The sequence below is a fragment of the Allobosea rubneri genome, from assembly GCF_032464875.1.
GTDB classification, from domain to species: Bacteria; Pseudomonadota; Alphaproteobacteria; order Rhizobiales; family Beijerinckiaceae; genus Allobosea; species Allobosea rubneri.
In genome coordinates this window covers 77,215-102,004 of the sequence record NZ_JAWDID010000004.1, presented here as the reverse complement: position 1 = coordinate 102,004, position 24,790 = coordinate 77,215, and the positions used below count along the sequence as shown (strand labels likewise).

27 protein-coding genes are annotated in these 24,790 nt (G+C 67.3%); 10 read left to right on the top strand and 17 right to left on the bottom strand.

Features of this window, described 5'->3' with window-relative positions; translation table 11 throughout:
- Positions 1-113 precede the first annotated feature (113 nt).
- Entirely contained in the window at positions 114-464 is a 351-nt protein-coding gene (locus RKE40_RS04565) for a DUF1428 domain-containing protein (protein WP_316017051.1), read from the top strand.
- A gap of 168 nt (positions 465-632) precedes the next feature.
- Here the strand turns inward: RKE40_RS04565 and rpe are convergent, their stop codons facing one another.
- From rpe to RKE40_RS04550, 3 genes are all read right to left on the bottom strand, one after another.
- The gene (gene rpe / locus RKE40_RS04560; RefSeq protein ID WP_316017050.1) at positions 633-1,313 is read right to left on the bottom strand and encodes a ribulose-phosphate 3-epimerase; all 681 of its coding nucleotides are present in this window, start codon (positions 1,311-1,313) and stop codon (positions 633-635) included.
- A 201-nt stretch (positions 1,314-1,514) separates the two neighbouring features.
- Positions 1,515-2,192 (bottom strand): glutathione S-transferase family protein, encoded by a 678-nt coding sequence (locus RKE40_RS04555; RefSeq protein WP_316017049.1) that lies wholly within the window; start codon positions 2,190-2,192, stop codon positions 1,515-1,517.
- Positions 2,193-2,239: 47 nt separating this feature from the next.
- Positions 2,240-3,241, bottom strand: a complete 1,002-nt coding sequence (locus RKE40_RS04550; protein ID WP_316017048.1) for a hypothetical protein — start codon at positions 3,239-3,241, stop codon at positions 2,240-2,242.
- Positions 3,242-3,470: 229 nt separating this feature from the next.
- Here RKE40_RS04550 and RKE40_RS04545 point away from each other — a divergent pair, with 229 nt between their 5' ends.
- The gene (locus RKE40_RS04545) at positions 3,471-4,718 is read left to right on the top strand and encodes an NAD(P)/FAD-dependent oxidoreductase (RefSeq protein WP_316017047.1); all 1,248 of its coding nucleotides are present in this window, start codon (positions 3,471-3,473) and stop codon (positions 4,716-4,718) included.
- An 84-nt stretch (positions 4,719-4,802) separates the two neighbouring features.
- Here RKE40_RS04545 and RKE40_RS04540 read toward each other — a convergent pair whose 3' ends face one another.
- From RKE40_RS04540 to RKE40_RS04515, 6 genes are all read right to left on the bottom strand, one after another.
- Entirely contained in the window at positions 4,803-5,681 is an 879-nt protein-coding gene (locus tag RKE40_RS04540) for a bile acid:sodium symporter family protein (protein WP_316017046.1), read from the bottom strand.
- Positions 5,682-5,825: 144 nt separating this feature from the next.
- Entirely contained in the window at positions 5,826-6,836 is a 1,011-nt protein-coding gene (locus RKE40_RS04535; protein WP_316017045.1) for a 4-hydroxyproline epimerase, read from the bottom strand.
- Between the two features lie 9 nt (positions 6,837-6,845).
- Positions 6,846-7,253 carry a DUF3574 domain-containing protein gene (locus RKE40_RS04530; RefSeq protein ID WP_316017044.1) on the bottom strand — a complete coding sequence of 136 codons (408 nt, stop codon included), beginning with the start codon at positions 7,251-7,253 and terminating at the stop codon, positions 6,846-6,848.
- The gene (locus RKE40_RS04525) at positions 7,250-7,852 is read right to left on the bottom strand and encodes an AAA family ATPase (RefSeq protein ID WP_316017043.1); all 603 of its coding nucleotides are present in this window, start codon (positions 7,850-7,852) and stop codon (positions 7,250-7,252) included. Before RKE40_RS04525 ends, RKE40_RS04530 begins: the two co-directional genes overlap by 4 nt.
- 6 nt (positions 7,853-7,858) lie before the next feature.
- Positions 7,859-9,091, bottom strand: coding sequence for an NAD(P)/FAD-dependent oxidoreductase (locus RKE40_RS04520; protein ID WP_316017042.1), 1,233 nt, complete (start codon positions 9,089-9,091; stop codon positions 7,859-7,861).
- On the bottom strand, positions 9,088-9,411 hold the full coding sequence (locus tag RKE40_RS04515; RefSeq protein ID WP_316017041.1) for a cupin domain-containing protein: 324 nt from the start codon (positions 9,409-9,411) through the stop codon (positions 9,088-9,090). The genes RKE40_RS04520 and RKE40_RS04515 overlap by 4 nt, the downstream gene beginning before the upstream one ends.
- Positions 9,412-9,704: 293 nt before the next feature.
- Between RKE40_RS04515 and RKE40_RS04510 the strand changes: the two genes are divergently transcribed.
- Both RKE40_RS04510 and RKE40_RS04505 read left to right on the top strand, forming a co-directional pair.
- Positions 9,705-10,397, top strand: a complete 693-nt coding sequence (locus RKE40_RS04510; RefSeq protein ID WP_316017040.1) for a GntR family transcriptional regulator — start codon at positions 9,705-9,707, stop codon at positions 10,395-10,397.
- Between the two features lie 145 nt (positions 10,398-10,542).
- A complete protein-coding gene (locus RKE40_RS04505) occupies positions 10,543-11,058 on the top strand; it encodes a flavin reductase (RefSeq protein WP_316017039.1) in 516 nt (171 codons plus the stop codon).
- A gap of 169 nt (positions 11,059-11,227) precedes the next feature.
- Here RKE40_RS04505 and pcaC read toward each other — a convergent pair whose 3' ends face one another.
- The 5 genes from pcaC to pcaB all read right to left on the bottom strand — a co-directional run bounded on the left by pcaC (position 11,228) and on the right by pcaB (position 15,580).
- Positions 11,228-11,623: a 4-carboxymuconolactone decarboxylase gene (gene pcaC, locus RKE40_RS04500; protein WP_316017038.1), complete on the bottom strand. Its 396-nt coding sequence runs from the start codon at positions 11,621-11,623 to the stop codon at positions 11,228-11,230.
- 3 nt (positions 11,624-11,626) lie between these two features.
- On the bottom strand, positions 11,627-12,406 hold the full coding sequence (gene pcaD / locus RKE40_RS04495) for a 3-oxoadipate enol-lactonase (RefSeq protein WP_316017037.1): 780 nt from the start codon (positions 12,404-12,406) through the stop codon (positions 11,627-11,629).
- Between the two features lie 126 nt (positions 12,407-12,532).
- Complete coding sequence (locus tag RKE40_RS04490; RefSeq protein ID WP_390893224.1) at positions 12,533-12,964, bottom strand: aconitase X swivel domain-containing protein; 432 nt, start codon at positions 12,962-12,964, stop codon at positions 12,533-12,535.
- Complete coding sequence (locus tag RKE40_RS04485) at positions 12,955-14,214, bottom strand: aconitase X (RefSeq protein ID WP_316017036.1); 1,260 nt, start codon at positions 14,212-14,214, stop codon at positions 12,955-12,957. Before RKE40_RS04485 ends, RKE40_RS04490 begins: the two co-directional genes overlap by 10 nt.
- Complete coding sequence (pcaB, locus tag RKE40_RS04480) at positions 14,207-15,580, bottom strand: 3-carboxy-cis,cis-muconate cycloisomerase (protein WP_316017035.1); 1,374 nt, start codon at positions 15,578-15,580, stop codon at positions 14,207-14,209. Before pcaB ends, RKE40_RS04485 begins: the two co-directional genes overlap by 8 nt.
- Positions 15,581-15,779: 199 nt before the next feature.
- Between pcaB and RKE40_RS04475 the strand changes: the two genes are divergently transcribed.
- Positions 15,780-16,232, top strand: coding sequence for an SRPBCC family protein (locus RKE40_RS04475; RefSeq protein WP_316017034.1), 453 nt, complete (start codon positions 15,780-15,782; stop codon positions 16,230-16,232).
- Between the two features lie 99 nt (positions 16,233-16,331).
- Here the strand turns inward: RKE40_RS04475 and RKE40_RS04470 are convergent, their stop codons facing one another.
- Positions 16,332-17,675 (bottom strand): methyl-accepting chemotaxis protein, encoded by a 1,344-nt coding sequence (locus RKE40_RS04470; RefSeq protein WP_316017033.1) that lies wholly within the window; start codon positions 17,673-17,675, stop codon positions 16,332-16,334.
- A gap of 331 nt (positions 17,676-18,006) precedes the next feature.
- Between RKE40_RS04470 and RKE40_RS04465 the strand changes: the two genes are divergently transcribed.
- From RKE40_RS04465 to RKE40_RS04455, 3 genes are all read left to right on the top strand, one after another.
- The gene (locus RKE40_RS04465; protein ID WP_316017032.1) at positions 18,007-18,507 is read left to right on the top strand and encodes a (2Fe-2S)-binding protein; all 501 of its coding nucleotides are present in this window, start codon (positions 18,007-18,009) and stop codon (positions 18,505-18,507) included.
- Between the two features lie 108 nt (positions 18,508-18,615).
- Positions 18,616-20,979: a xanthine dehydrogenase family protein molybdopterin-binding subunit gene (locus tag RKE40_RS04460; protein ID WP_316017031.1), complete on the top strand. Its 2,364-nt coding sequence runs from the start codon at positions 18,616-18,618 to the stop codon at positions 20,977-20,979.
- Between the two features lie 138 nt (positions 20,980-21,117).
- On the top strand, positions 21,118-21,924 hold the full coding sequence (locus tag RKE40_RS04455) for an FAD binding domain-containing protein (RefSeq protein WP_316017030.1): 807 nt from the start codon (positions 21,118-21,120) through the stop codon (positions 21,922-21,924).
- Between the two features lie 141 nt (positions 21,925-22,065).
- Here RKE40_RS04455 and RKE40_RS04450 read toward each other — a convergent pair whose 3' ends face one another.
- Together RKE40_RS04450 and RKE40_RS04445 are read right to left on the bottom strand one after the other, a co-directional pair.
- Positions 22,066-22,422: a SnoaL-like domain-containing protein gene (locus RKE40_RS04450; RefSeq protein ID WP_316017029.1), complete on the bottom strand. Its 357-nt coding sequence runs from the start codon at positions 22,420-22,422 to the stop codon at positions 22,066-22,068.
- Positions 22,423-22,658: 236 nt separating this feature from the next.
- On the bottom strand, positions 22,659-23,261 hold the full coding sequence (locus tag RKE40_RS04445; protein WP_316017119.1) for a trimeric intracellular cation channel family protein: 603 nt from the start codon (positions 23,259-23,261) through the stop codon (positions 22,659-22,661).
- A 125-nt stretch (positions 23,262-23,386) separates the two neighbouring features.
- On the opposite strand from RKE40_RS04445, the gene RKE40_RS04440 reads away from it, so the two are divergent.
- Together RKE40_RS04440 and RKE40_RS04435 are read left to right on the top strand one after the other, a co-directional pair.
- The gene (locus tag RKE40_RS04440; RefSeq protein ID WP_316017028.1) at positions 23,387-24,301 is read left to right on the top strand and encodes an AAA family ATPase; all 915 of its coding nucleotides are present in this window, start codon (positions 23,387-23,389) and stop codon (positions 24,299-24,301) included.
- A gap of 104 nt (positions 24,302-24,405) precedes the next feature.
- Positions 24,406-24,780 carry a nuclear transport factor 2 family protein gene (locus RKE40_RS04435; protein ID WP_316017027.1) on the top strand — a complete coding sequence of 125 codons (375 nt, stop codon included), beginning with the start codon at positions 24,406-24,408 and terminating at the stop codon, positions 24,778-24,780.
- The last annotated feature ends 10 nt before the right edge of the window (positions 24,781-24,790 follow it).

The following is a 24,790-nucleotide window of genomic DNA, read 5'->3' as shown; positions in this document are numbered from 1 at the left end:
TGCCGACGGCCGCTGCTGACAGCTTCGGACCATCGCCTTGCCTAGCGTCCGCGCCGGCTGGGCGGGGCGCTCTTCCCCCGAGAGCGCCGACAGACCCAAAGGAGGAGAACGCGATGTCCTATGTCGATGGTTTCGTTGCGGCCGTGCCGGCCGCCAATCGCGACGCCTATGCCGAGCATGCCCGCAAGGCCGCGCCGCTGTTCAAGGAATATGGCGCGACGAAGGTCGCCGAATACTGGGGCGACGATGTCCCGCGCGGCAAGCAGACCGATTTCTTCCGCGCCGTCGAGGCGAAGGAGGACGAGGTCGTCGTCTTCTCCTGGGTGGAATGGCCGAGCAAGGCGGCGCGCGATGCGGGCTGGGAAAAGATCATGGCCGATCCGCGCATGCAGCCCGGCGCGAACCCGATGCCCTTCGACGGCAAGCGCCTGATCTATGGCGGCTTCGCGCAGATCGAGCTTTGAACGCTCGACGCTTGGGAGGCTGACCGGAGCGCAACGGCCTCATCCTGAGGAGGCCGCGTGAGCGGCCGTCTCGAAGGATGGTCGAGTTGGTTCTGGAGCGCCTGAAGCATCCTTCGAGACGCCATTCCCCTTGGGGATGGCTCCTCATGATGAGGGTGCCGAAGAAATCTAGACCCAGTCGCCGCGCGCCGCTTCAGCCGCCTTGCGGATCGCCGCGATGTTGCCGGCGTAAGCCGAGGGGCCGCCCTTGAACACGGCCGAGCCGGCGACCAGCACATTGGCGCCGGCCTTCGCCGCGAGCGGCGCGGTTTCGGGCGTCGCACCGCCGTCGATCTCGAGCGCGATCGGCCGCTCGCCGATCAGCGCGCGCACGCGGGCGATCTTGTCGATCACCGAATGGATGAAGCTCTGGCCGCCGAAGCCGGGATTGACCGTCATCAGCAGGATGAGGTCGAGGTCGTCGAGCAGCGGCTCGACGGCGCTCGCCGGCGTGCCCGGGTTGAGCACGATGCCGGCCTGCTTGCCCTGCGCCTTGATCGCCTGGATCGTGCGGTGCGGGTGCGGCCCCGCCTCGACATGAAATGAGATCAGATCGGCGCCGGCCTTGGCGAAGGCCTCGACGTAAGGGTCGACCGGCGCGATCATCAGGTGGACGTCGAAGAACTTCTTCGTATGCGGGCGGATCGCCTTCAGCACGTCGGGGCCGAAGGTGATGTTGGGCACGAAATGCCCGTCCATCACGTCGCAATGGATCCAGTCCGCGCCGGCTTCGTCGATGGCGCGGACTTCCTCGCCGAGCTTGGAGAAGTCGGCAGAGAGGATGGATGGGGCGATGCGGATCGTGCTCATGCGGCGGCGTTTAGCCTGTTTCCGAGCATCGCGAAACCACGTCGATGTCATCCCGGACAAGCCGCGTCAGCGGCGCCGATCCGGGATCCATTCCGGAGCCTGTCCGAATGAGGTTCCGGAATGGGGCCCGGGTCTGCGCTTCGGTCCGCCCGGGACGACAGCGCCCTTGCTGTGAGGCGTAAACGCCGGTGGCTTCCGGCCCTACGCCCGCTTCAGCGGAAACGACAGGCGCCGGTCGGCTTCGGCGATCTCGACCGCGGCCTGGGCGAAGGCAGGCCGCAGCTTCAGCCCCTCGAACCAGCGCGACAAGCCATCGAATGGCGCGAGCGAAGGGCCGCCGAGGCGAAGCGAGAACAGCACGCTCATGAACAGGGCGATGTCGGCGACGGAGACGGCGTCGCCGAAGTATTCGCGGCCGGCGAGCCGGTCCTCCAGCACGGCATAGTGCTTCTCCAGCGCCTGTTCGGCGATCAACGCGTCAGCCTCCTGCGCAAGGCGCCTGATCTGGTCGGTGCTTGGCGGGCTGGTGCGGTGCATCAGCGGCTTCAACGCCTGCAGCATGATCTCGTCGGCATAGAGCTCGTCGAGCCGGCAGCGGGCGCGGGCTCCGGGGCAGAGTGGAAAGAGCGGCGGCTCGGGGTAGGCGTCTTCGAGATATTCGAGGATGACTGTGGAATCGTAGAGCACGATGCCGTCATCGTTCAGCACCGGGACCTGCTGCTTCGGGTTGATGGCGACGACTTCGGGATGCTTGGGGTCGTAGCCCGTCGTCTGGTTGAACGGCACCATGATCCGCTCGAAGGGCAGCGCCTTCTCGCGCAAAGCGATCTCGATCTTGCGCGAAAACAGGCTCAGCGGCCCCGAATAGAGGGTGATCATGGTCGTCGCTCCAATCTTTCTTGGAGCGACTTTCTCATTACTTCCGGTCAGGCGGAGTCAGCAGGGGTCTCGCGCCGCCTGATCCGCGCCGCGATGCCGCGCAGCAGCCAGGGCAGCAGATAGATCGGGAACTGGGCGAGGGCGAAGAAGAGATAGGTCGTCGGCGGAACCCCGGCGCCGAGCGCGGCGACGAGCAGGCCCATATTCCGCTGCCCAGTGCCGTAGCCGATCATGAAGCGTTCCGAGCGCGGGAAGCGGCGCAAGGCGAGCCAGGCGCTGGCGAGCCCGATTGCCGAGATCAGGAAGGCGACGCCGAGGAAGAGCGCGACCTGGCCCGGCCGCTCGATCGCCGCCCTGGTCACGCCGTCCATCGCGGCGATGGCGAAGATGAAATACATCAGCACGCCGAAGCCATCGAGATTGGGCTTGAGCTCGCGGATGCGCGCGGCCCCGAGCCAGCGCCTGATGGCGGCAGCGACCACGATGCCGCCGCCGATGAACAGGACGAGCCGCAAGGTCAGTGCGAGCCGGTCGAGCGGGACGGCGGCACCGGCCAGAAAATCGACCAGCAGCGGCGCGATCAGCGGGCTGACGATGGTCGTAAGGATGACGCCGGCGATGATCAGCGACGGCTCGAATCCGTAGAGAATCGCGACGGCCGGGGAAGACATGATCGGCGGAGCCGCCCCCATGATCGCGATGCCGAGCAGGAGACCGGGATCGAGCGCCTCGCGGCCGAGCAGGGCGAGAGCGCCGGCGATCAGCAAGGCAGGGACGAACAGCAGCCAGAGGCAGGTTGCGACGAGCTTCGCCGGCCGCCGTACCAACCCGGCGATCACCCCGAAATCCGCCCGCATGAAGACGACCGTGGTGAAGCAGAAGATCGTGACCGGCAGCAGCGGGCGGGCGGCTGCGGAGAATTGCGGCAGGGCCAGTCCGAGGAAGATCGACAATGCGAAGCCTTGCGTGCCGTAGCGGCCGAGCAGGGCGAGGGCGGAGGCGAGATATGCGAGCATTGACGGCCGGAGCAGCAGGGCGGGGCGCCACACTGGCCGATCCCCGTGCCGGCGTCATCTCGCGGCGGCACATCGCCGCGATGCGTCTGGCAGGAAATTGCGGGATATTTGGTTCTTTCTTCGCAAAGATGAATCGAAATCGAGAATGAGCGCAAAAATTACGAAACCTCTGCCGCATCTGCGCAAAATTGCGCATCCGTGCTGACAGCGCCGAAGCGGGCGCTATTGTTGGCGGCTGGGAAGGGCTGGCGGAGTTGGCGCGATGCGCACGGATACTATCGTTCTCGGAGCGGGAATCGTCGGGATTGCTGTCGCGCTGCATCTGCAAAAGGCGGGCCGCTCGGTGCTGCTGGTCGATCGTGGCCAGCCCGGCGGCGAGACCAGCTATGGCAATGCCGGCCTGATCCAGCGTGAGGGGGTCTACCCCTATGGCTTCCCGCATGATTTCGGGGCGCTGATCCGCTACGCGATGAACAACACCATCGATGCGCATTACCACTGGAACGCGATCCCCAAGCTCGCGCCCTTCCTGTGGTCCTATTGGATGCATTCGCGCGCGTCCCAGCACGAGGCGATCGCGCATAAGTACGCGACCCTGATCGAGCATTGCGTCAGCGAGCACGATGCGCTGGCGCAGGAAGCCGGCGCGACCGAGCTCCTGCGGCGCAAGGGCTGGATGAAGGTCTTCCGCACCGTGCGCGAGCAGGAGACCCGGCTGGCGGAGGCGGCGCGCTGGAAGCGCGATTACGGCCTGAACCACCGTGCCCTCGATGCCGCCGCGCTGTGTGCCGAGGAGCCGCATCTCGACCAGAGCCTGATCGGCGGCCTGCAATGGACCGACCCGGTCACGGTGATCGACCCGCTTGGCCTCTCCAAGGCCTATGTCGCGCTGTTCGAGAAGCTCGGCGGCCAGTTCGCGCAGGGCGATGCCGGCACGCTCAGCCAGAATGGCGAGCTCTGGAGCGTCGCGCTGGCCAATGGCGGCAAGGCCGAGGCGCGCGACGCGGTGGTGGCGCTCGGCCCCTGGGCCGATGTGCTGACCAACCGGCTCGGCTATCGCCTGCCGCTGGCGGTGAAGCGCGGCTACCACATGCACTACAAGCCGCTCGGCAACGCCGTGCTCAACCATCCCGTGCTCGATACCGAGCGCGGCTATTTCCTGGCGCCGATGCGCCAGGGCGTGCGGCTGACCACTGGCGCCGAATTCGCCAATCGCGATGCGCCGAAGACGCCGGTGCAGCTCGCCCGCGCAGAGCCGATCGCCAAGACGCTGTTCCCGCTCGGCGAGCGGCTCGATGCCGAGCCCTGGATGGGCTGCCGGCCCTGCACGCCGGACATGATGCCGATCATCGGGCCGGCGCCGAAGCACCGGAATCTCTGGTTCTCCTTCGGCCACGCCCATCACGGCCTGACGCTGGCCGCCGTCACCGGCCGCATGATCGCCGAGATGGTGACCGGCCAGAAGGTCTTCGTCGACCCGACGCCCTTCGCGGCGGCGCGGTTCGGGTAGTTCTCCCGGATTCTCCGGCGACCTCATCCTGAGGAGCGGGCCGAAGGTCCGCGTCTCGCAGGATGAGGGCTTCGCGTTCGCCGCTCAGCCGCGCGCGATTTCCGTGGCGCGCCGCCTGCGCAGCAGGAACAGCACGAAGAGCGTCGCGGTGACATACATGACCAGGCTGTAGATACCCGGCACGACCGCGACAGTCGGGTTCTTCAGCACGTTGAGCGCGATGTAGATCGCGAGGGCGGCGTTGTGGATGCCGATCTCCATCGAGATCGCCACCGCCTGGCTGCGCGGCAGACGCAGGGCGAGCGGCGCCAGATAGCCCGAGAACATGCTGAGCAGGTTGAAGGCGAGGCAGGCGCCGCCGACGGCGACGATGCTCGGCAGCAGCGCCTTGCGCTCCATGTAGATCGCGATCGCGATCAGGCCGGCGAGGACCAGCACCGAGAACAGCTTGATCGGTTTTTCAGCGCGCAGGGCGAAGCTCTCCGCCCGGGCGCGGACCAGCATGCCGAGCGCCACCGGGATCAGGATGATGGCGCCGACCTCGATGACCTTGCGATGCGGCGGCGGCACGTATTGTCCCGAGCCGAGGAAGAAATCGAGCGAGAGGTCGAGGACGATGGGCAACGTCACCAGGCAGAGCAGGCTGTTGACGGCGGTCAGGGTGATGTTGAGGGCGACGTCGCCGCGGGCGAGGTGGCTGTAGATGTTGGCGGTCGCCCCGCCCGGCGCGGCGGCGAGCAGCATCAGCCCGACCGCGTGGTCGGGCGAGAGGTTGAGCGCGATCGCGATCACGAGCGCGCCGAGCGGCAGGATGAGGACCTGCAGCGCGAGGCCGGAGCCGACTGCGAGGGGATAGCGCGCGACCCGGCGGAAGTCGTCGAGGGTCAGGCTCAATCCAAGGCCGAACATGATGATGCCGATAGCGAGCGGCAAAAGCAGATCGGTCAGGATCGATGCCTGCATAATACGTTCCCCCCTTTCGGCGTTACCGCCTTGAGGTCAGACTACTATGCAATATCGACGGCACGCTACTGATCAATTGTTCCGTTCGGGTCAAATTACACGGAAAAGTGGCGCGCGATGCAGGCCGGGGTTCTTACGAAATCCTTAATTCTTGTCCGCGAGCTGGAAACCATGGGCGAGCGGGTCGCGATCATCGATGAAGATGGTGTTATAGCCGGTCATCCTCGCCCAGCCCTCGATCGAGGGAATGATCGCGTCATGCGGGCCGACCTTGGCCGCCGCCTCGACCCGGCCGCGGAACAGCGTGCCGATGATGCTCTCATGCACGAAGTCGTCGCCGACCTTGAGCTTGCCCTGTGCGGCCCATTGCGCCATGCGCGACGAGGTTCCGGTGCCGCAGGGCGAGCGGTCGAGTGCCTTGTCGCCGTAGAACACGGCGTTGCGGGCATGGGCGTCCGGCTTGGTCGGCGCGCCCGTCCAGAGGATGTGGCTGAGGCCGTTGATCGCCGGGTTCTCCGGATGGACGAACTGGTATTTTGCGTTGAGGGCGGCGCGCAGTTTCGGGCTCCAGCGCAACAGGTCGGACGGGTTTACCTCGGCGATGTCGCGGATCGCCTCCTGCGGGTCGACGATCGCATAGAAATTGCCGCCATAGGCGACGTCGACCTGGACCTCGCCGAGTCCCTCGATCTCGGCGCTCAGCCCGGTTGCGTGCAGATAGGAGGCGATGTTGGTGATGCGGACGCTGTCGACATAGGGGCCGTTCTGGACATAGGTCGCGGTGACGAGCCCGGCCGGTGTGTCGATCTTCAGCACGCCCGGCGTCTTCGGCGTCACCAGCCCGCGTTCCAGCGCCATGGTGACGGTGCCGATCGTGCCATGGCCGCACATCGGCAGGCAGCCCGAGGTCTCGATGAACAGGAAGGCGATGTCGGCGTCGGGGCGCGTCGGCGGATAGAGGATCGCGCCGGACATCATGTCGTGGCCGCGCGGCTCGAACATCAGGCCGGTACGGATCCAGTCGAACTCAGCGAGGAAATGCGCCCGCTTCTCGACCATGTTGGCGCCTTCGAGCCGTGGGCTGCCGCCGGCGACGAGCCGCACCGGATTACCGCAGGTATGGCCGTCGACGCAGAAGAAGGTGTGGGTCGCCATGGCTGATCCTCAGAACGAAATACAGGCCGGCCGCAGGATGGTGCCGACCGATTGTTGCTGGAAGCGGGATTTGTAGGCTTCGGCGATGGCGGCAAGCCGGGCGCGGCCTTCCGGCTCGTCCTTCAGCACGATGAGCAGGAGCTTGCTCGGCTCGCGGATCAGCCTGCCGCTGGAGTCGCGATACTGGCCGCTCGCGTCGAGGACGGTCAGCCCGTCCGGAAAGCGTGGCGTCACCTCCTCGCCGATAAAGTGGCGGAAGGTGGCTTCGCTGACGCCGAGACGCTCGCCGATCTTGCGGCCGAACAGCAATTCGGCGGTGAGCATCGCCTCCTGGCCGGGGCCGCACGCGAGAGGCGGCAGGGTGGTGCAGCCCGCCAGAAGGCCTGCGAGGGCGCCGAGAAAGCCGAGTCGGATCATGGCTTTGCATCGTCCGGCTGAGGATGTGATTCAGTCGGCTCAGAATCCGATTCAACCAGCGCCTTGCAACGTTCGGCCAGGATCGCGGCCGCCTCGCCTGGCGAGAGCGCGCCGACATCGAGCTCGATCAATGGCACGCCTTGCGCCCGCAGCAGACGGTGATCGGCGCGCAGCGAAGCCAGGATCGCAGGATTGGTCAGCTTGCGCTTTTCCGCCCGCCCGGCGGCGACGAGGCGCTGCGCATTGATCTGCGGCGCACAGTCGAGCACGACGGCGACGAGACGGGCGCGGCGTCTTTGCGCCAGTTCGCGGTACTCGTCGAAGAGCGCGCTGTCGAAGGCGTCGTCGGAGATCGCGTCGGTCAGGATCAGCACGCCCGGCCGCATCCGCGCGACATGGTCGAAGATCGCGGCACGCAGGGCCTTGCGGAGCGAGCGGTTGAGCGGGTCGCGGCGCTCGAAGAGCGCCTCGGCGGGGTTGATGATGGTGTGGTTGTCGAGCAGGCGGGCTTGCATCAGCCCGGCGAGCTCGCGCGCGATGGTCAGCTTGCCGACGCCCGGCCAGCCATTGATATGGATGATCAGGCCGCCGTCCGCCATCGTCGTTCAGAAACGCTGCGGGCTGAAATGGCCGAGATCGATCGCCGGCTCCCGGTCGGCGACGAGATCGGCGATCAGGCCTGCCGTCGCGGTCGACTGGGTCATGCCGTAATGGCCGTGGCCGAAAGCGTAGAGCACGTTGCGGTTCCGGCTCGCCCGGCCGATGACCGGCAGCGAATCCGGCAAGGAGGGGCGGAAGCCCATCCAGAGCCGGCCGCTGTCGAAGGCGGGCAGGCCGTCGACCAGCGTCGTAGCCTTGTCGTAGAGCGCTCTGGTGCGGGCATGGTTGGGCGGCGCCTGAAGGCCGCCGAGCTCGACCGCGCCCCCGATGCGCAGGCCGCTTTCGAGCGGCGTCATGACGAAGCCGTCATCCTTGAAGCCGATCGGCCGGCTGGTCAGCCCGGTGACGCCTGGAAAGCTGACATTGTAGCCGCGCTCGGTCTCGAGCGGGACGTTGTCGCCCATCGCTGCGGCCAGCGGCTTCGACCAGGCGCCGGCGGCGATGACGACGCGGTCGACGACGCGCTGCCAGCCCGCAGGACCGATCAGGGCAGGGCGCTCGCCCAGCGAGATGTTGCTGACCTCGCCCTTCTCGAAGGTCGCGCCGCGGGCTAGCGCCGTGTCGAAGAGCGCCATGGTGAGGGCGAGCGGGTCGCTGATATGGGCGGCGTCGGGATGGAAGGAGGCGCCGGCGAAGCGGTCCCTCAGGGCCGGCTCCATCTGGCGCAGCTCCTGGGGCGGCAGCATGTCGACGGCGATGCCGGCGGCGCGCTGGCGCCGGGCGAGGGCTTCGAGATCGGCCGTATCACGGGCGTTGCGATAGGCGTAAAGCGCGCCTCGGCGGTGGATGAACCCGGCGATCCCGGCCCTTTCGGCGCGCGCCAGCCAGGCCGGCAGCGCCAACTGCTGCAGGGCGACGAGCCCGATGATCGAGCGCTCATAGGCGGCCGGGCGCGCCGCCAGCAGGAAGCGCGCCAGCCAGGGCAGCATTTGCGGGAGATAGCCGAGGCGGATCGCCAGCGGCCCGAGCGGATCGAGCAGGAAGCCCGGCACCTTGCGCAGCATGCCGGGGCTGGCGATCGGCAGGATGTCGGTATGGGCGATGATGCCGGCATTGCCGCGCGAGGGGCCGAAGGCCGGCCCCTCCCTGTCGAGGATCAGGACCTCATGGCCCTCGTCCAGCAGGGCATGGGCGGTGGCGACGCCGACGATGCCGGCTCCGACGATCCCGACCTTCATGCGGCGAGCTGCTTGAGCGCGGCAGGCTGCTTGACCTCGATCTCGATGAAGGCGATCGGGTGGGGCGAGCCGTTCATGACGTCGTGCTGGATGCCGGCCTGGCGCATATAGGCCTGGCCCTGGACCAGCGGCACGTCCGTCGCCTTCTCGCCATCATGGATACGCAGCGTGCCGTCGACGAGCATGACGACGAAATAGGGCCAGCCATGGCTGTGCCAGCCGGTGACGGCGCCGGGCTCGAAATCCCAGCGTGTGATCCGGATCGCTTCGTCATCCTGCTGCAGCGTGGCGACGGCGGGGATGGTGCAGGTGAAAGCCATGTCTTCTCCAGTTCGACAACCGGGCCGTGTCGCCCTCGCATGCGTGCCGGCCGGCTGCGCTCGCGGTTCGACCGCCAGAAGTTGGCCCAGCGACAAGGAGGCGTCGAGATCGCGAGGCGGGGGCCGGCAATGCGCCGGGCGCCGTCGATCTTGCTCGCGATCTTCCTTGCGCGCGGGCGGCTTTCGGCAGCAGAGAGCGGCCGGCTACCCTTTTCGACAGGATTTCGAGGGTTTGATATATCAATGAGGCGAGCAGCGTCAAACCTTGGTTTCCCGCGAGCAGGAGCGTCGATGTGAACCGGTCCGGTGTTGTCGAGATGGATGGCGGGGAGGGGGCGGAGCGCTCGGCTCCGGCGAGCCTGGCCGATCTCGCCTATCGCCGGCTGGAGGAGGCGATCGTGACGCTGTCGCTGCGCCCCGGCGCGATCCTGACCGAGGCGCAGATGATCGGGCTCGTCGCTCTCGGGCGCACGCCGGTGCGCGAGGCGTTGATCAGGCTGGCGCAGCAGGGGCTGGTCGAGATCCTGCCGCGCAAGGGCATCGCGATCACCGACATCAACGCCATCGACGTGATGGCGGCGCTCGATGCGCGCGAGGTTCTGGAGCGCCTAATCGCCTCCGAGGCGGCGCGTCGGGCCGGGCCCGGCGAGCGCATCGCGATCCTGGCCAAGGCGCGGGCGATGCGACAGGCGGCGGAAGGAGGCGACGTCGACGCCTATATGCGACTCGACAAGGAATTCGATGCGCTGATCGCCGCGGCGGCGCGCAGCCCCTATGCGGTCAGGGCGGCCGAGCCGCTGCAGGCACTGATCCGCCGTGCCTGGTACTTCTTCGAGCGGCAGGACGATCTGGTGCCGGCCGCCGGCTACCATGTCGCCTTGGCGCAGGCGCTGGCCTCCGGCCAGCCGGAGGCGGCGCTCGAGGCCTGCGACGCGCTGATGCGCCATCTGCGCGCCGGGCTGCTCGCGACGCTCGGGCGGGAGTAAGCCGGCGTCGCGCAAGAGCGTGGAGAAGACGTGATATATCTGTCCTTGCTTCCGCTGCCTCGCACTTTGCCGGGAGCGATCTGGCCATGGCGCGGCAAAGTCCGTAAATGAGCGGCATGAACGCTTCTTCGCCAGATACGGGCCGATGACCAAAACCCTTGAGGCGGCGATGTCCGCCGCCGTGCCCGAGGCGGCCGCCTTTCGCGATGCGATGGCCGAGGTCGCGAGCGCTGCCCATCTCGTCACCACCAGCGGTCCCTCCGGGCGGGCCGGGATGACGGCGACCGCCATCGCCTCGGTGTCCGACGCGCCGCCGACCCTGCTCGCCTGCATCGAGGCTGGCAGCCGCACGCTCGCCGCGATCGAGGCGAGCGGGTTCTTCTGCGTCAACACGCTGTCGGCGCTGGATTACGAGCTTGCAGGAGTGTTCTCCGGCCGCGCCGGCATTTCCGGCGAGGCACGCTTCGCCAGGGGCGAATGGATCACGCTGGCGACGGGCGCTCCGGTGCTGAAGAGCGCGCTCGTCTCCTTCGATTGCCGGCTGGTCGCGGCCCATCCGGTCGCGACCCACAAGGTCCTGATCGGCGAAGTGGTGGCGCTGGGCGGCGGCGGTGCCGGCGAGGGGCTGGTCTACCGCAAGCGCCGCTTCGGCGGCTTTTGAAGGTCTGGTCGCCAATTCCCTGAGCCCTCATCCTGAGGAGCCATTCCGAAGGGAATGGCGTCTCGAAGGATGCTCCAGGAGGCTCGGGAACCAACTGGAGCATCCTTCGAGACGCTGCTGCGCAGCTCCTCAGGATGAGGCACGATTTTCGCGTCAGATGTCCTCGGCCTCAGCCCTTCGCCTTCTCGGCCTCGATTTCGGCGATGACGCTCGCGGCCTCCTTGAAGGCGTGGTTGGCAGCGGGCACGCCGGCATAGACGGCCGCCTGGATCAGCAGTTCCTTGATGTCCTCCTGCGTCAGCCCGTTGTTGAAGGCGGCGCGGACATGCAGGCGGAACTCGCCCCAGGCGCCGAGCGCCACCGTGATCGAGAGCACGATCAGCGAGCGCTCGCGGCGGGTGAGGCCGGGCCGGTTCCAGATGTCGTTCCAGGCGGTGCGGGTGATGAACTCCTGGAAATCCCGGTTGAAATCGGTAATCCCGGCCGTGGCACGGTCGACATGGGCGTCGCCGAGCACGGCGCGGCGGGTCTTCAGGCCGTTCTCGTAGCGGGTCTTGTCGTCCATGGTTCAGCCTTTCAGGAAGTCGGTGACGGCCCGGCCGAAGGCTTCGGGCTGTTCGAGATTGGAGAGATGGGCGGCGGCGAGCTCGATGCGCTGCGCGCCGGGGATGGCGTCGGCCATCTCGTAACCGGTCGCCGGAGGAGTCGCCGGATCGCGCGCGCCGATGACCACCAGCACGGGATTGCGGACGGCGCGGATCGTCTCGCGTTGGTCCATGTCGCGGATCGCGCCGCAGCAATTGGCGTAGCCGAGCGGCGGCGTGGTCGCGAGCATTTCGCTGACCTTGGCGACGGTCTCCTTGGCGCTGTCGCGGAACTCAGGCGTGAACCAGCGTTCGAGCGTCGGCTGGACCAGCACGCTCATGCCGTGCTTGCGGACTGTGTCGATGCGGCCGTCCCAGAGTTCGGGCGGGCCCATCCGGGCGGCGGTGTTGGCGAGCACGACGCGCCCGAGCCGGTCGCCATGATGCGTCGCCAGCCACTGGCCGACCATGCCGCCCTTGGAGAGGCCGCACCAATGCGCCTTGTCGATGCCGAGCGTGTCGAGGATGGCGAGCGCGTCATCGGCGAGCATGGCGATGGAATAGGGCTTGTCCGGCGCCGGCGAGAGGCCGTGGCCGCGGCTGTCATAGCGAACGACGCGGAAATGCTTCGACCATTCCGGGATCTGCGGGTCCCACATCGAAAGATTGGTGCCGAGCGAATTGGAGAGCAGCAGCACGGGCGCGCGCTCGTCGCCATCGATCCGGATATGGAAGTCCTCGCCCCTGACCTTCAGCATCGGCATCGGCGTCGCTCTCCTAGATCACGCTGCATTTGGACGGGATCGTCCAAATGCAGATAACGTGATCGATTCTCATAGTTTAGAGCATGCTTGGCGCGAAAAACCGTGGCCACTTTTTCGCAGCATGCTCTAGGCTGTTGCGGTGCTGATCGCACCATCCGTGGCAATCGAAAGCCGCTTTCCGGCGAGGCCGGCCTGGAGCGCGGCGGGAAGCTTCAGGGCAGGAGGCGTCGCCCAGCCCATTTCGCGGGCGACGACGAGGCCGAGCAGCAGGATCGCGTCCGGCTCGGCGATCAGGATCGCGGCGGGCGCCTTGCCGGCATGGACGAGCTCGAGCAGCACGGCCGAGGCGGAGGAGGAGCCGATCGTGCCGGGCAGCGCCAGCACCGTGCCGGCGACACTCCGGCCGCGCTGCGGATGGCGGGCGTCGATGATCTCGCCGCTGCGCGGGTCGACGCCGCCCCAGAAGCTGATCGGCGCGGTCAGGGCAAGGCAGGGTGCGGTGACCGTTTCGCCCGGCAGCAGGATCTCTGCCCTCACGTCCATGCCCGTCACGCCCATGTTCTGGGCTCTCTGACCAGCCTGCCCGCGACCGCGCTCTCGACGCATTCGGCGAGCGAGCCATAGGTCACGGCATAGCCGGTATTGCCCGGCGCATAATGGGCGAACTTGCCGGAGTTGGTCATCAGCACCCCGCCCTTCAGCTCCGGCAGGATCGGCGTCACCACCACGCAGGTGTCGACGATGAAGACGACCCCTGCTTGTTCGAGGGCTCGGCGCCGGCCCTGCTGCTCCAGCGGCTTCAGGACATGGCGGCCGGTGTTGGCATAGAGCGGGCGGGCGAGCTGCCGCCCGGCAAGGCGTCGTTCGAGCGCGTCGATCTCGGCGAGCGAGAGATGCGGCGAGCCGATCGCGACCGCGTCGACCTGGTCCGTGATGCCGGAGGTGGAGAGCCGCGCCAGCTCGGCGGCGACGTGCTCCGGCGTGACGCGCAGCGTGCGTTCCGGGGCAAGCCCGCCGAGCGCGGTCGCAAGGTCAGGTGCCTCCGGCGTCACCCCCGCGACATGGAATAGGCCGACGCCACCGGCCGAGGCCGCCGCGGCGCCGAGCGCCTTGAGCTTGTCCTCGTCGGCGAGGCCCTGCAGCCCGTCGATCACCGCGATCTCGCTGCCGGCCTCGCGGCCGAGCAGGGCGCCGAGCACGGGATAGAACACCTCCGCGCCGCGCAGCGTCTGCGAGAGGCCCGAGACATCGACGACCAGCGTCGCGCGCCGGTTCTCCTCTCGGTGCAGGCCGTAATCGGGCGCGCGTCCGGCAATGGCGCAGGCGATGTCGAGGAAATCGCCATAGCGGTTGGTGCGGGCACCGAGCACCGAGTTGCAGAAGACGACGGCATTGGATTCGCCCCAGGCGACATCCGTGCCCTGTCTCGGCCGGTGACCGGCCTGATAGGGCGCGCAGGTCCAGCTCGGCTCGCAGCCCATCGCCTCATAGGCGCGCATCATCCGCGCCGCCATGGCGTGCTGGTCCGGCGGCAGGCGGGTCGCGATGCAGCCATGCGGGGTGAGCGCGCCGACATTGAGGGTGGCGCGCACCGCGACGCGGGCGCCGCCCGCGACCAGCTTCTCGGCGAAGAGCGTGCCGGAATCGCCATGGTAGAGCGCGCCGTCGATATGGGCCGAGGCGACCGGGATCAGCCTGGGCGCGCCCATCAGGCGTGCGGCTTCCGCGACGATGCGCATCGCCATGCCAGCGCCGTCGCCCTGCGCGCCGCCTGCGATCGCCCGTTCCTCGGCGGAGAGCTCAGGCATTGCCGCTCATGTATTCGCGCTCCTCCTCATAGAGCACGAGGATGCGGTCGATGATGGCGTCGGTGGCGCCGCGATAGGTCGTTGGATCGAACAGGTCATCCAGCTCTTCGGGTGAGAGCTTTCCGGCGAGCGTCGGGTGATCGGCGAGGACGTCCCTGAGATGGCGGCCGCTGGCGATGCAGTCGCGGCTTGCCTCCTCGAGCAGATGATGGGCTTCGCCACGGCCGATGGTCTGCGCGAGCGCGAGCGAGACGCGCTCGGCCATGACGAGCCCATTGGTGAGATCGAGATTGTACTGCATCTGCTCCGGGAAGACCTGGAGCCCCTCGATCAGCGTCACGGCCTGGTTCAGGGCAGAGCCGGCGATCAGGAAGAGCTCGCGCAATGTCAGCCATTCCGCGTGCCAGCCGCCCATGGCCCGCTCATGCTCCTGCGGCATCGCGACGAGCATCGTCGAGACCAGGCCGGGCGCGCGCTTGGCGGCGGCGAGGATCAGCGTGCACAGCACCGGGTTGCGCTTGTGCGGCATCGCCGAGGAGCCGCCCTTGCCGGGCGCTTCCGGCTCGGCGAGCTCGCCGATCTCGGTCTGTGCCATCAGCGCGATATCCCCGGCCATCTTGCCGAGATGGCCGAGCAGCAGGCCGAGTTCGGTCGCGATCCGGGCGGGACGCCGGCGCTCGCTGTGCCAGGGCACGCGGACGGCGCCGATCGAGGGCATGATGCGGGCAAAGGCTTCCGACACCGCGTCGGCCTTGTCGCCGAGCGAGGCGAGGCTGCCGGCGGCGCCGCCGAGCTGGTGTGCGGACTGGCCCCAGATCATGAAGTCGTCGTGGAAGGAGACGATGGGCCCGAGCCAGTTGGCGGCCTTGAGCCCGAAGGCGATCGGCACCGCATGCTGCAGGAAGGTGCGGCCGATCATCGGTGTGCGGCGGTGCTCGCGGACCAGGCCGGCCAGCGCGTGGGCGAGACGGGCCGAGCGGGCGAGGATCAGCTCCTGCGCCGAACGATATTGCTGGGCATGACCGGAATCGATCACGTCCTGGCTGGTGGCGCCGTAATGCACCCATTTCGCGGCGTCCGGATCGGCCGCGGCGACGCGGGCGGTCAGCGCCTTGACCAGCGGGATCGCCGGATTGCCGGCCAGCGTCGCGGCCTTGTCGATGGCGGCGATATCGTAGAGCCCGGCCTCGCAGGCGTTCGCGATGGCGTCGGCGGCCGTGGCGGGGATGATGCCGACCTGCGCCTGCGCCCTGGCGAGCGCCGCCTCGAAATCGAGCATGCCCTGCAGACACGCCCGGTCGTCGAAGAGGGCAGCGAATTCGTGATCGGCGAAGAGCTCGCCATAAAGGCCGGCGGGGTCAGCCATGCCGGCCCGCGAGGGTTGGCAGCCTGTGGTTCGGGGCGTGCTCGACGGCGTGCAACCTGGCCTCCCTCTGTCGCCTCCGGCCTTGGCGAATGCCGGCGTTCCGTTAAAGGATGAGGCGTTGGTTTCTGGATAGACCCGAGGCGAGGGCGGCCGCAACCTGCTGCGGCGTCGGACGGGCCATGAGGATGGGAGTGACGCCATGGCGATGACCATGAACGGAGAGGCGCTGCTGCCGGCCGCCAAGGCGGTCGTCTGGGCCAAGCTCAACGATCCAGAGGTGCTGAAGGCTGCCATTCCCGGCTGCGAGCAGCTCACCAAGGACGACGACACGCATTTCTCCGCGGTGGTCAAGGTCAAGCTCGGCCCTGTGAAAGCGACCTTCAAGGGCAAGGTCGAGTTGCAGGATCTCGACCCGCCGAACGGCTATCGCATCGTCGGCGAAGGCGAGGGCGGAATCGCCGGCTTCGCCAAGGGCGGCGCCAAGGTCACGCTCGAAGATGCCGAGGGCGGCCAGACGCTGCTGCGCTACGAGGTCGAGGCGCAGGTCGGCGGCAAGCTGATGCAGCTCGGCTCGCGCCTGATCGACTCGGTCTCGAAGAAGCTGGCCGACGAGTTCTTCGCCAATTTCGCAAAGGCGGTCAGCGAAGGCTGACCGCTTCGTCATTGCGAGGAGGCTTCAGCCGACGAAGCAATCCAGTTGCGGCAGAGGCCTGCGAGCCTTGCTTCGCTGCGCTCGCAATGACGAGCAGAGTCACGAAGCCTTGCGCAGGGCCGCGAGCGCCTCGCTGACCGTCGCCTCGGCGGCGCCGACCTGCTGGGCGATGTCGGCGGCGGCCGCATTGGCGCGTCCGAGCGCCTTCTCGGTGGTCTCCAGGCTGTCATTGACGCGGTTGGCGCTGCCGATCGCCTCGTCGGAGCTGCTGGCGACATCGGCGGCATCGCGCGAGATGCCGGTGGTGACATAGCTCTGCTGGGCGACGGCTTCCGAGATCGCCTCGGAATCGGCCTTGATCTCGCCGATCGTCATGCCGATCGAGGCGGCCCGCTCGCTGCAGGCCGCGGCACTGGCGGTGAGCTCTGCGATCTGGCTGGAGATGTCCTGCGTCGCGTTCGCGGTCTGGGTCGCGAGCGTCTTCACCTCGGCGGCGACGACGGCGAAGCCGCGGCCCGACTCGCCAGCGCGGGCGGCCTCGATCGTGGCGTTGAGCGCCAGAAGATTGGTCTGAGCGGCGATGTCGGCGATCATGCCGACGACGGTGCCGATATTGCCGGTGACCTCGCGCAGCTTGGCGATCGCCTCGTTCATCGCGCTGGCATCCGCCACGGCGCGGTTGGCGATCTCGAGGCTCTGGCGGGCGCGCTGGCCGATCTCGGCGATGTTGACCGCCATCTCCTCGGAGGCTGCGGCGGTCTGCATCGCCTTTTCGCGGACCAGCATCGAGGTCCGGGCGACCGAGCCGACCTGGCTCTTGATGAAGCTGCTGGCTTCGGCGGTCTCGCTGGCGGTCGCCATGAACTGTTCGACGGCGCCGCTGATCCTTGTGTCGAGCTTGCCGATCCGCGAGGTCAGCGTGGCCGCGACCTCGTCGAGCGTCACGCCGCGGCGCTGCGCCTCGGCGGCCTCGAATTCGCGGTCGAGCGACATGGCGGTGTTGACGTCGTAGGTCAGCACCCGCTCGATGATGAAGAGGTCGCGCGGGATGTCGCGCCGCGAGAAGACGAGCCGCGTCCGGCTCTCCTCCAGGAAGATCCGGAACAGGGTGAAGGCGATCGAGGCGCGGGCACGGGCCCCGACGCCGGCGCGGCGTTCCAGCACGGTCAGCCGTTCGAGCGAGTCGCAATAGCGCTGGTCGAAATCACCGTCGAAGGTCAGGCGGAAATGATCGGCCTCGGCGAGGTAGAGTTCCGCTGAGAGCGGCTCTACGCCTTCGCGCAGGCGTGGATGGATCGAGAAGGCGCGGTCGAAATCCTCCTCGACGACCTTGCCGATGACGCGCTCGACGATATCGCGATAGCGGCGCAGGCGCTTTCGCTGCGCCTCATCGTAGCCGATCGCGCCGAGCCGGCGCTGGACGTGATCGAGAAGCGTAGCCAATGGCACGATCCGTGATGGCGACGATCTCAGGTCGTCGTTCGACAGCCGATCCTGCGCAGGTGAGGTTAATAAACTCCAAAAACAGTCGTTCGAACCGACTTTCCGAGAGGATTTCCGCGACAGGGCCCAAACGAGGCGAAAACGCCGCGAAAACGGGGCTCCCGGCGGCCCGTCTCCCGCTTGACCGCGGAAAATCCCGGGTCCACATTCAATTTGAAGTTGTTCCAAGGAAAAATCGTCTTCGGCGCAGGCGCGCCGGAAACGCGAATGGGCCGGCGGTCGAGTTGTCTTCCGCCAGGCTGCGAAAACAGGCTTCTGGAGGGAGTGCCCCATGGCCAATGTGACCATGACGGTGAACGGCAAGGCCGTCACCGCGAATGTCGATCCGCGCACGCTCCTGGTGCAGTTCCTGCGAGAACATCTTCGGCTGACCGGCACGCATGTCGGCTGCGACACCAGCCAGTGCGGCGCCTGCGTCGTGCATCTCGACGGCAAAGCGGTGAAATCCTGCACCACGCTCGCGCTCGCCTGCGAAGGCGCGTCGGTCACCACCATCGAAGGGCTCGCCAGCGGCGGCGCGCTGCACCCGATGCAGGAGGCATTCCGCGAGCATCACGGCCTCCAGTGCGGCTTCTGCACGCCGGGCATGATCATGTCGGCGGTCGACATGGTGAACCGCCGCGGCCACGCGCTCGACGAGAAGACGATCCGCGAGGATCTCGACGGCAATATCTGCCGCTGCACGGGCTATCACAATATCGTCAAGGCGGTCGCTGCCGGCGCCGAGGCGATGGGCAAGGGCACCGCGCCGGTTCGCCAGGCTGCCGAGTAACGGTTTCCGGAAGGCCGGGACCGGCAGGGCCGGCGCGGCCTTCTTCAGATGCGATCCCCGAAACATGCTTGGAGCGCCCGCCAAGAGGCGCCACGCCAGGAGGAATCCATGTCCGCCACCGGAATCGGCGCTCCCGTCCGCCGCAAGGAAGACCACCGCTTCATCACCGGCCAGGGCCGCTATACCGACGACATCAACCGGCCCGGCCAGGGCCATGCCTATTTCCTGCGCTCGCCGCACGCGCATGCGACGCTGAAGAAGATCGACACGAAAGCCGCCGCGGCGATGCCCGGCGTGCTCGGCATCTTCACCGGCGACGACCTCGCCGCCGACAAGATCGGCGGCCTGATCTGCGGCTGGATGATCCACAACAAGGACGGCTCGCCGATGAAGGCCGGCCCGCATCCGGCGCTGGCGCAGGGCAAGGTCCGCTATGTCGGCGACCATGTCGCGGTCGTCGTCGCCGAGACGCTGGCGCAGGCGCGCGACGCGGCCGAGGCGATCACGGTCGACTATGGCGTGCTGCCGGCGGTGGTCGAGACCGCGACGGCGGCGCAGGCGAAGACGCAGATCCATGCCGAGGCGCCGGGCAATACGGTGTTCAACTGGCATCTCGGCGACAAGGACGCGACCGAGAAGGCGTTCAAGGCTGCCAAGCATGTGACGAAGCTCGATCTCGTCAACAACCGGCTGGTCCCGAACGCGATGGAGCCGCGCGCCGCGGTCGGCGATTACGACCAGGGCGAGGGCGCCTTCACCCTCTACACCACCAGCCAGAATCCGCATGTCGCGCGGCTCGTGCTCTCGGCCTTCATCGGCATCGCGCCGGAGAACAAGCTGCGGGTGATCGCGCCCGATGTCGGCGGCGGCTTCGGTTCGAAGATCTTCATCTATGCCGAGGAGACGGTCTGCGTCTGGGCGGCGAAGAAGGTCGGCCGCCCCGTGAAATGGACCTCGGACCGCACCGAGGCCTTTCTTTCCGACGCGCATGGCCGCGACCATGTCACCCATGCCGAGCTCGCGACCGACGCAGAGGGCAAGATCCTCGGCATGCGCGTCAAGACGACGGCCAATCTCGGCGCCTATCTCTCGACCTTCTCCTCCTCGGTGCCGACCTATCTCTACGCGCCGCTGCTGTCGGGCCAGTACGACATCCCGGCGATCTATTGCGAGGTCGATGCGGTCTACACCAACACCGCCCCGGTGGATGCCTATCGCGGTGCCGGGCGGCCGGAGGCGACCTTCGTGGTCGAGCGCCTGATCGAGGTCACGGCGCGCCAGCTCGGCAAGGACCCGGCCAAGTTCCGGATGCAGAACTACATCAAGAAGTTCCCGCATCAGACGCCGGTGATCATGATGTACGACACCGGCAATTACGGCGCCTCGATGAAGAAGGCGCTGGAGATCATCGACTACAAGGGTTTCGCCAAGCGCAAGCGCGATTCCGGCCGCAACGGCAAGCTGCGCGGCATCGGCTTCTCCTCCTATATCGAGGCCTGCGGCATCGCGCCTTCGGCGGCGGTCGGCTCGCTCGGCGCCGGCGTCGGCCTGTGGGAATCGGCGGAGGTCAGGGTCAATCCGATCGGCACGATCGAGGTGCTGACCGGCTCGCACAGCCACGGCCAGGGCCATGAGACGACCTTCGCCCAGCTCGTCTCCGACCGGCTCGGCGTGCCCCTGGAGAACGTCTCCATCGTCCACGGCGACACCGACAAGGTGCAGATGGGGATGGGCACCTATGGCTCGCGCTCCGGCGCGGTCGGCATGTCGGCGATCGCCAAGGCGCTCGACAAGGTGATCGCCAAGGGCAAGAAGGTCGCCGCCTATGTGCTGGAGGCCGACGAGGCCGATATTGACTTCAAGGACGGCAATTTCCTGGTCAAGGGTACCGACCGGAAGCTCGATTTCGGCTCCTGCGCGCTGCAGGCCTATGTCGCGCACAAGTTCAACGGCCAGGATCTCGAACCGGGGCTGAAGGAAGGGGCGTTCTACGACCCGACCAATTTCACCTTCCCGGCCGGCGTCCATATCTGCGAGCTCGAGATCGATCCCGACACCGGCGTGACCCGGATCGAGCGCTGGGCCGCGGTCGACGATTTCGGCAACGTCATCAACCCGATGATCGTCGAGGGTCAGGTCCATGGCGGCATCGCCCAGGGCGTCGGCCAGGCGCTGCTGGAAGGCGCCCGCTACAATGCCGACGGCCAGCTCGTGACCGCGAGCTTCATGGATTACTGCATGCCGCGGGCGGACGATTTGCCGTCCTTCCAGGTCGGCATGACGGTAACGCCATGCCCGTCCAACCCGCTCGGCATCAAGGGCTGCGGCGAGGCCGGGGCGATCGCCTCGCCCCCCGCCGTGATCAACGCCATCACCGACGCGCTCGGCCATGAGGAGATCGCCATGCCGGCGACGCCGCAGGCGGTCTGGCGCGCGGCGCAGAAGACGCTTTCCAGGATGGCTGCTGAATAATCTCGCGGTCATCCCGGACAAGCCGCGAAGCGGCGCCGATCCGGGATCCATTCCTGAACGGTTCAGGCATGGATCCCGGCTCTCCGCTTCGCTCCGGCCGGGATGACCATCGTGGATGTGATGAAGGGATCAGGTCCGATGTACGCTTTCACCTATCACCGCCCGACCAGCGCCCGGCAGGCCGCGGGCCTGCTCGCCAAGAAGGAAGACGCCAAGCTGCTCGCCGGCGGGCATACCCTGCTGCCGACGATGAAGCAGCGCCTGGCCTCGCCGGCCGCGCTGGTCGATCTCTCGTCCTGCGCCGATCTCAAGGGCATCGCCCGCAAGGGGCGCAACATCGTCATCGGCGCGATGACGACGCATGCCGAGGTCGCCGCCTCGCCGGATGTGCAGGAGGCGATTCCCGCGCTCGCTTATCTCGCCAGCCATATCGGCGATCCGCATGTGCGCCATCGCGGCACGATCGGCGGCTCGGTCGCCAACAACGATCCGGCGGCCGATTATCCGGCGGCGCTGCTGGCGCTCGGCGCCACTGTCGTCACCAACCAGCGCAAGCTGACGGCCGCCGAGTTCTTCACCGGCCTCTACGAGACGGCGCTGGAGGAGGGCGAGATCATCACCAAGGTCTCGTTCCCGCTTGCGTCGAAGGCGGGCTACGCCAAGTTCCGCAACCCCGCCTCGCGCTATGCGCTGGTCGGCGTCTTCGTCGCCAAGCGCGGCAGCGAGATCGCGGTCGCGGTCACCGGGGCGGGCGAGGGCGGCGTCTTCCGCTGGCCGGAGGCGGAGGCGGCGTTGAAGGCGCGCTTCACCGCGAAATCGCTCGACGGGCTGAAGCATCCCGCCAAGGGCATCAATGCCGACATGCATGCCGACGCCGAATACCGCGCCCATCTGATCGGCGTGATGGCGAAGCAGGCGGTGGCGCAGGCGACCGGGAAGGCGTGAACTCGACAACAGAATGGTCATCCCGGGCGAAGCGAAGCGCAGACCCGGGATCCATTCCTGAACGGCTCCGGCATGGATCCCGGATCGGCGCCGCTTACGCGGCTGGTCCGGGATGACTTCGGAAGGGACGGCAGCTTCCTTTCAATAGAAGAAGCGCTCCTCGGCGATCTTGCCGTTCTTCACCGTGTAGAGTCCGACCTCGTGCATCTTGCGGCGCTCGCCGCTCTCCTTGACGGTGACGTCGAAGTAGAAGGTCACGGCGAACTGCTCGCCGTTGAGATACGGGCCTTCGGTGGTGAACTCGTGCAGTTCATGGCTGGCGATCCACCACTCGCCCTTCTGCCGGACCGCGTCCTTGCCGCGGCAGACTTCCATCGGGCCCGGCATGTTCTCGTAGCTGACGATGTCGTCGGCATTGTAGGCGCTCGCGGCCTGCTCGTGCCGGCCATCCTTGAGCAGGGCGACGAAGTCGGTGGCGAGTTCGGCTGTGCTGGTCATGGTCCTGTCCTCCGGCCGCGATCCTGCAGAGCTTCGGGCTAGAACCTGTCAGCAGAGTGACGTCGACCGAGGCACCAAGAGTCCGTTTCGAAACGCCCTGACGCCTCATCCTGAGGAGCGATCGCAGATCGCGTCTCGAAGGATGCTCCAGTTGTCTCCGGAGCCTCCTGGAGCATCCTTCGAGACGGCCGCTACGCGGCCTCCTCAGGATGAGGGCTGAGTTTCCAAACAGGCGCTCAATGCAGGTCGCGCGTGTAGACGAATTTCGGCATGCTCCAGTTGAAGCGCAGCGCCATGATCCGCAGCACCAGCCCGACGGCCATGGCGAGGACGGTGACGAGGTCGTGCGGCAGTTCGACCCTGAGGCCGCCGACATAGATCAGCCCGGTGATGACCGAGACCGTCGCATAGAGTTCGCTGCGGAAGAGCAGGGGAATGTCGGCGCAGAGCATGTCGCGCAGCACGCCGCCGACGCAGCCGGTGATCAGCCCGGCGGTGATCACGATGATGAAGGGCTGCTGCATCTCCAACGCGACATTGCAGCCGATCACGGTGAAGAGCACGAGGCCGACCGCGTCGAGCAGCAGGAAGATCTTGCGCAGCCGGTACATGAAGCGGGCGATGAAGATGGTGAAGAGGGCCGCGGCCACCGTGATCAGCAGGTAGTGCGGATTCTTGACCCAGCTCAGCGGGTAGTGGCCGAGCAGCATGTCGCGCACCGAGCCGCCACCGAGGGCGGTTATGCTGCCGAGCATGCAGACGCCGACCCAGTCCATGCTGCGGCGGCCGGCCGCCAATGCGGCCGACATGGCTTCGACGATGATCGCGACGATGTACATTGCGCCGAGCACGCCGGAATCTCCGCTCGCTATCCTTGAAGTCCCTTAGGGACTAAGGATCGTGACAGGTCAAACCGGCCTTGCGAGACTGGTGCCGCTTCGACATCTGCCAAGACCGGGACCTCATGAAGCCTTCGCTGCCGACTTCCATCGACGAAACCCTGACTTTGCTGCAGGCGCAGGGCTATGTCGCCGACCGGGCCCTGGCGACGGTGCTGTTCCTGGCGCTCAGGATGAAGCGGCCGCTGCTGCTCGAAGGCGAGGCCGGCACCGGCAAGACCGAGATCGCCAAGGTGCTGGCTGCCGGGCTCGGGCGCCGGCTGATCCGCCTGCAATGCTATGAGGGGCTCGATCTCGCCTCCGCCGTCTACGAGTGGAACTATGCCGGGCAGATGATGGCGATCCGCCTCGCCGAGGCCGGCGGCATCGCGGGCGATCGCGAGCGGCTGGAGAGCGACCTGTTCTCCGAGCGCTATCTCGTCAAGCGTCCGCTCCTGCAGGCGCTGGAACCGCAGGAAGGCGGGGCGCCGATCCTCCTGATCGACGAGCTCGACCGTACCGACGAGGCCTTCGAGGCCTTCCTTCTGGAAGTGCTGGCCGATGCGCAGGTGACGATCCCCGAGCTCGGAACGGTCAAGGCGGCCGAGCCGCCGATCGTGGTCCTGACCTCGAACCGGACCCGCGAGATCCATGACGCGCTGAAGCGCCGCTGCCTCTATCACTGGGTCGGCTATCCAGACGCGGCCCGAGAGCTTGCCATCCTGAAGGCGAAGACGCCTGCCGCGCCGGCCAAGCTGGCGAAGCAGGTCGTCTCTTTCGTGCAGGCGATCCGCAAGGAGGAATTGTTCAAGGCGCCGGGCGTCGCCGAGACGCTGGACTGGGCGAGCGCTCTGGTCGAGCTCGACGCCGTGGCGCTCGACCCCGCGATCGTCTCCGACACGCTGGGCGCGCTGCTGAAATACCAGGACGACATCCAGGCGATGCAGGGCTCAAAGGTCGGCGAACTGCTCGACCAGGCCAAGCAGGCGGCGCGGGGGTAGCGCATCGTCATGGTCGGCCTCGTGCCGACCATCCAAGTCTTTCCCTTCATTCACGACGCAAGGCGTGGATGCTTGGGAAAAGCCCTAGCATGACGGAGTGAGCGATGAACGACGACATCAAGGCGATCGAGGCGGCGACGCAGGTCTATCTCGACGGGCTCTATGAAGGCGATGTCGAAAAACTCGCCTCGGTCTTCCATCCGACCAGCGCGCTGACCCAGTCGCTCGACGGCGAATTGAAGGTCGTGCCGCGCGAAAGCTGGTTCGAGGCGGTGCGGGGCCGCAAATCGCCGAAGGAGTCCGGGCTGGAGCGCGGCGACCATGTGCTGGCGATCGACCTGGTCGGGCCGTCCATGGCGCTGGTCAAGGTCAAGTGCCAGATGCCGCCGCGCTATTTCACCGACCTGCTCTCCTTCCTCAAGGTCGACGGTAAATGGGTCGTGGCGCAGAAGGTGTTCATGACCGAGACGGGGAAGTGACGAGGCACCT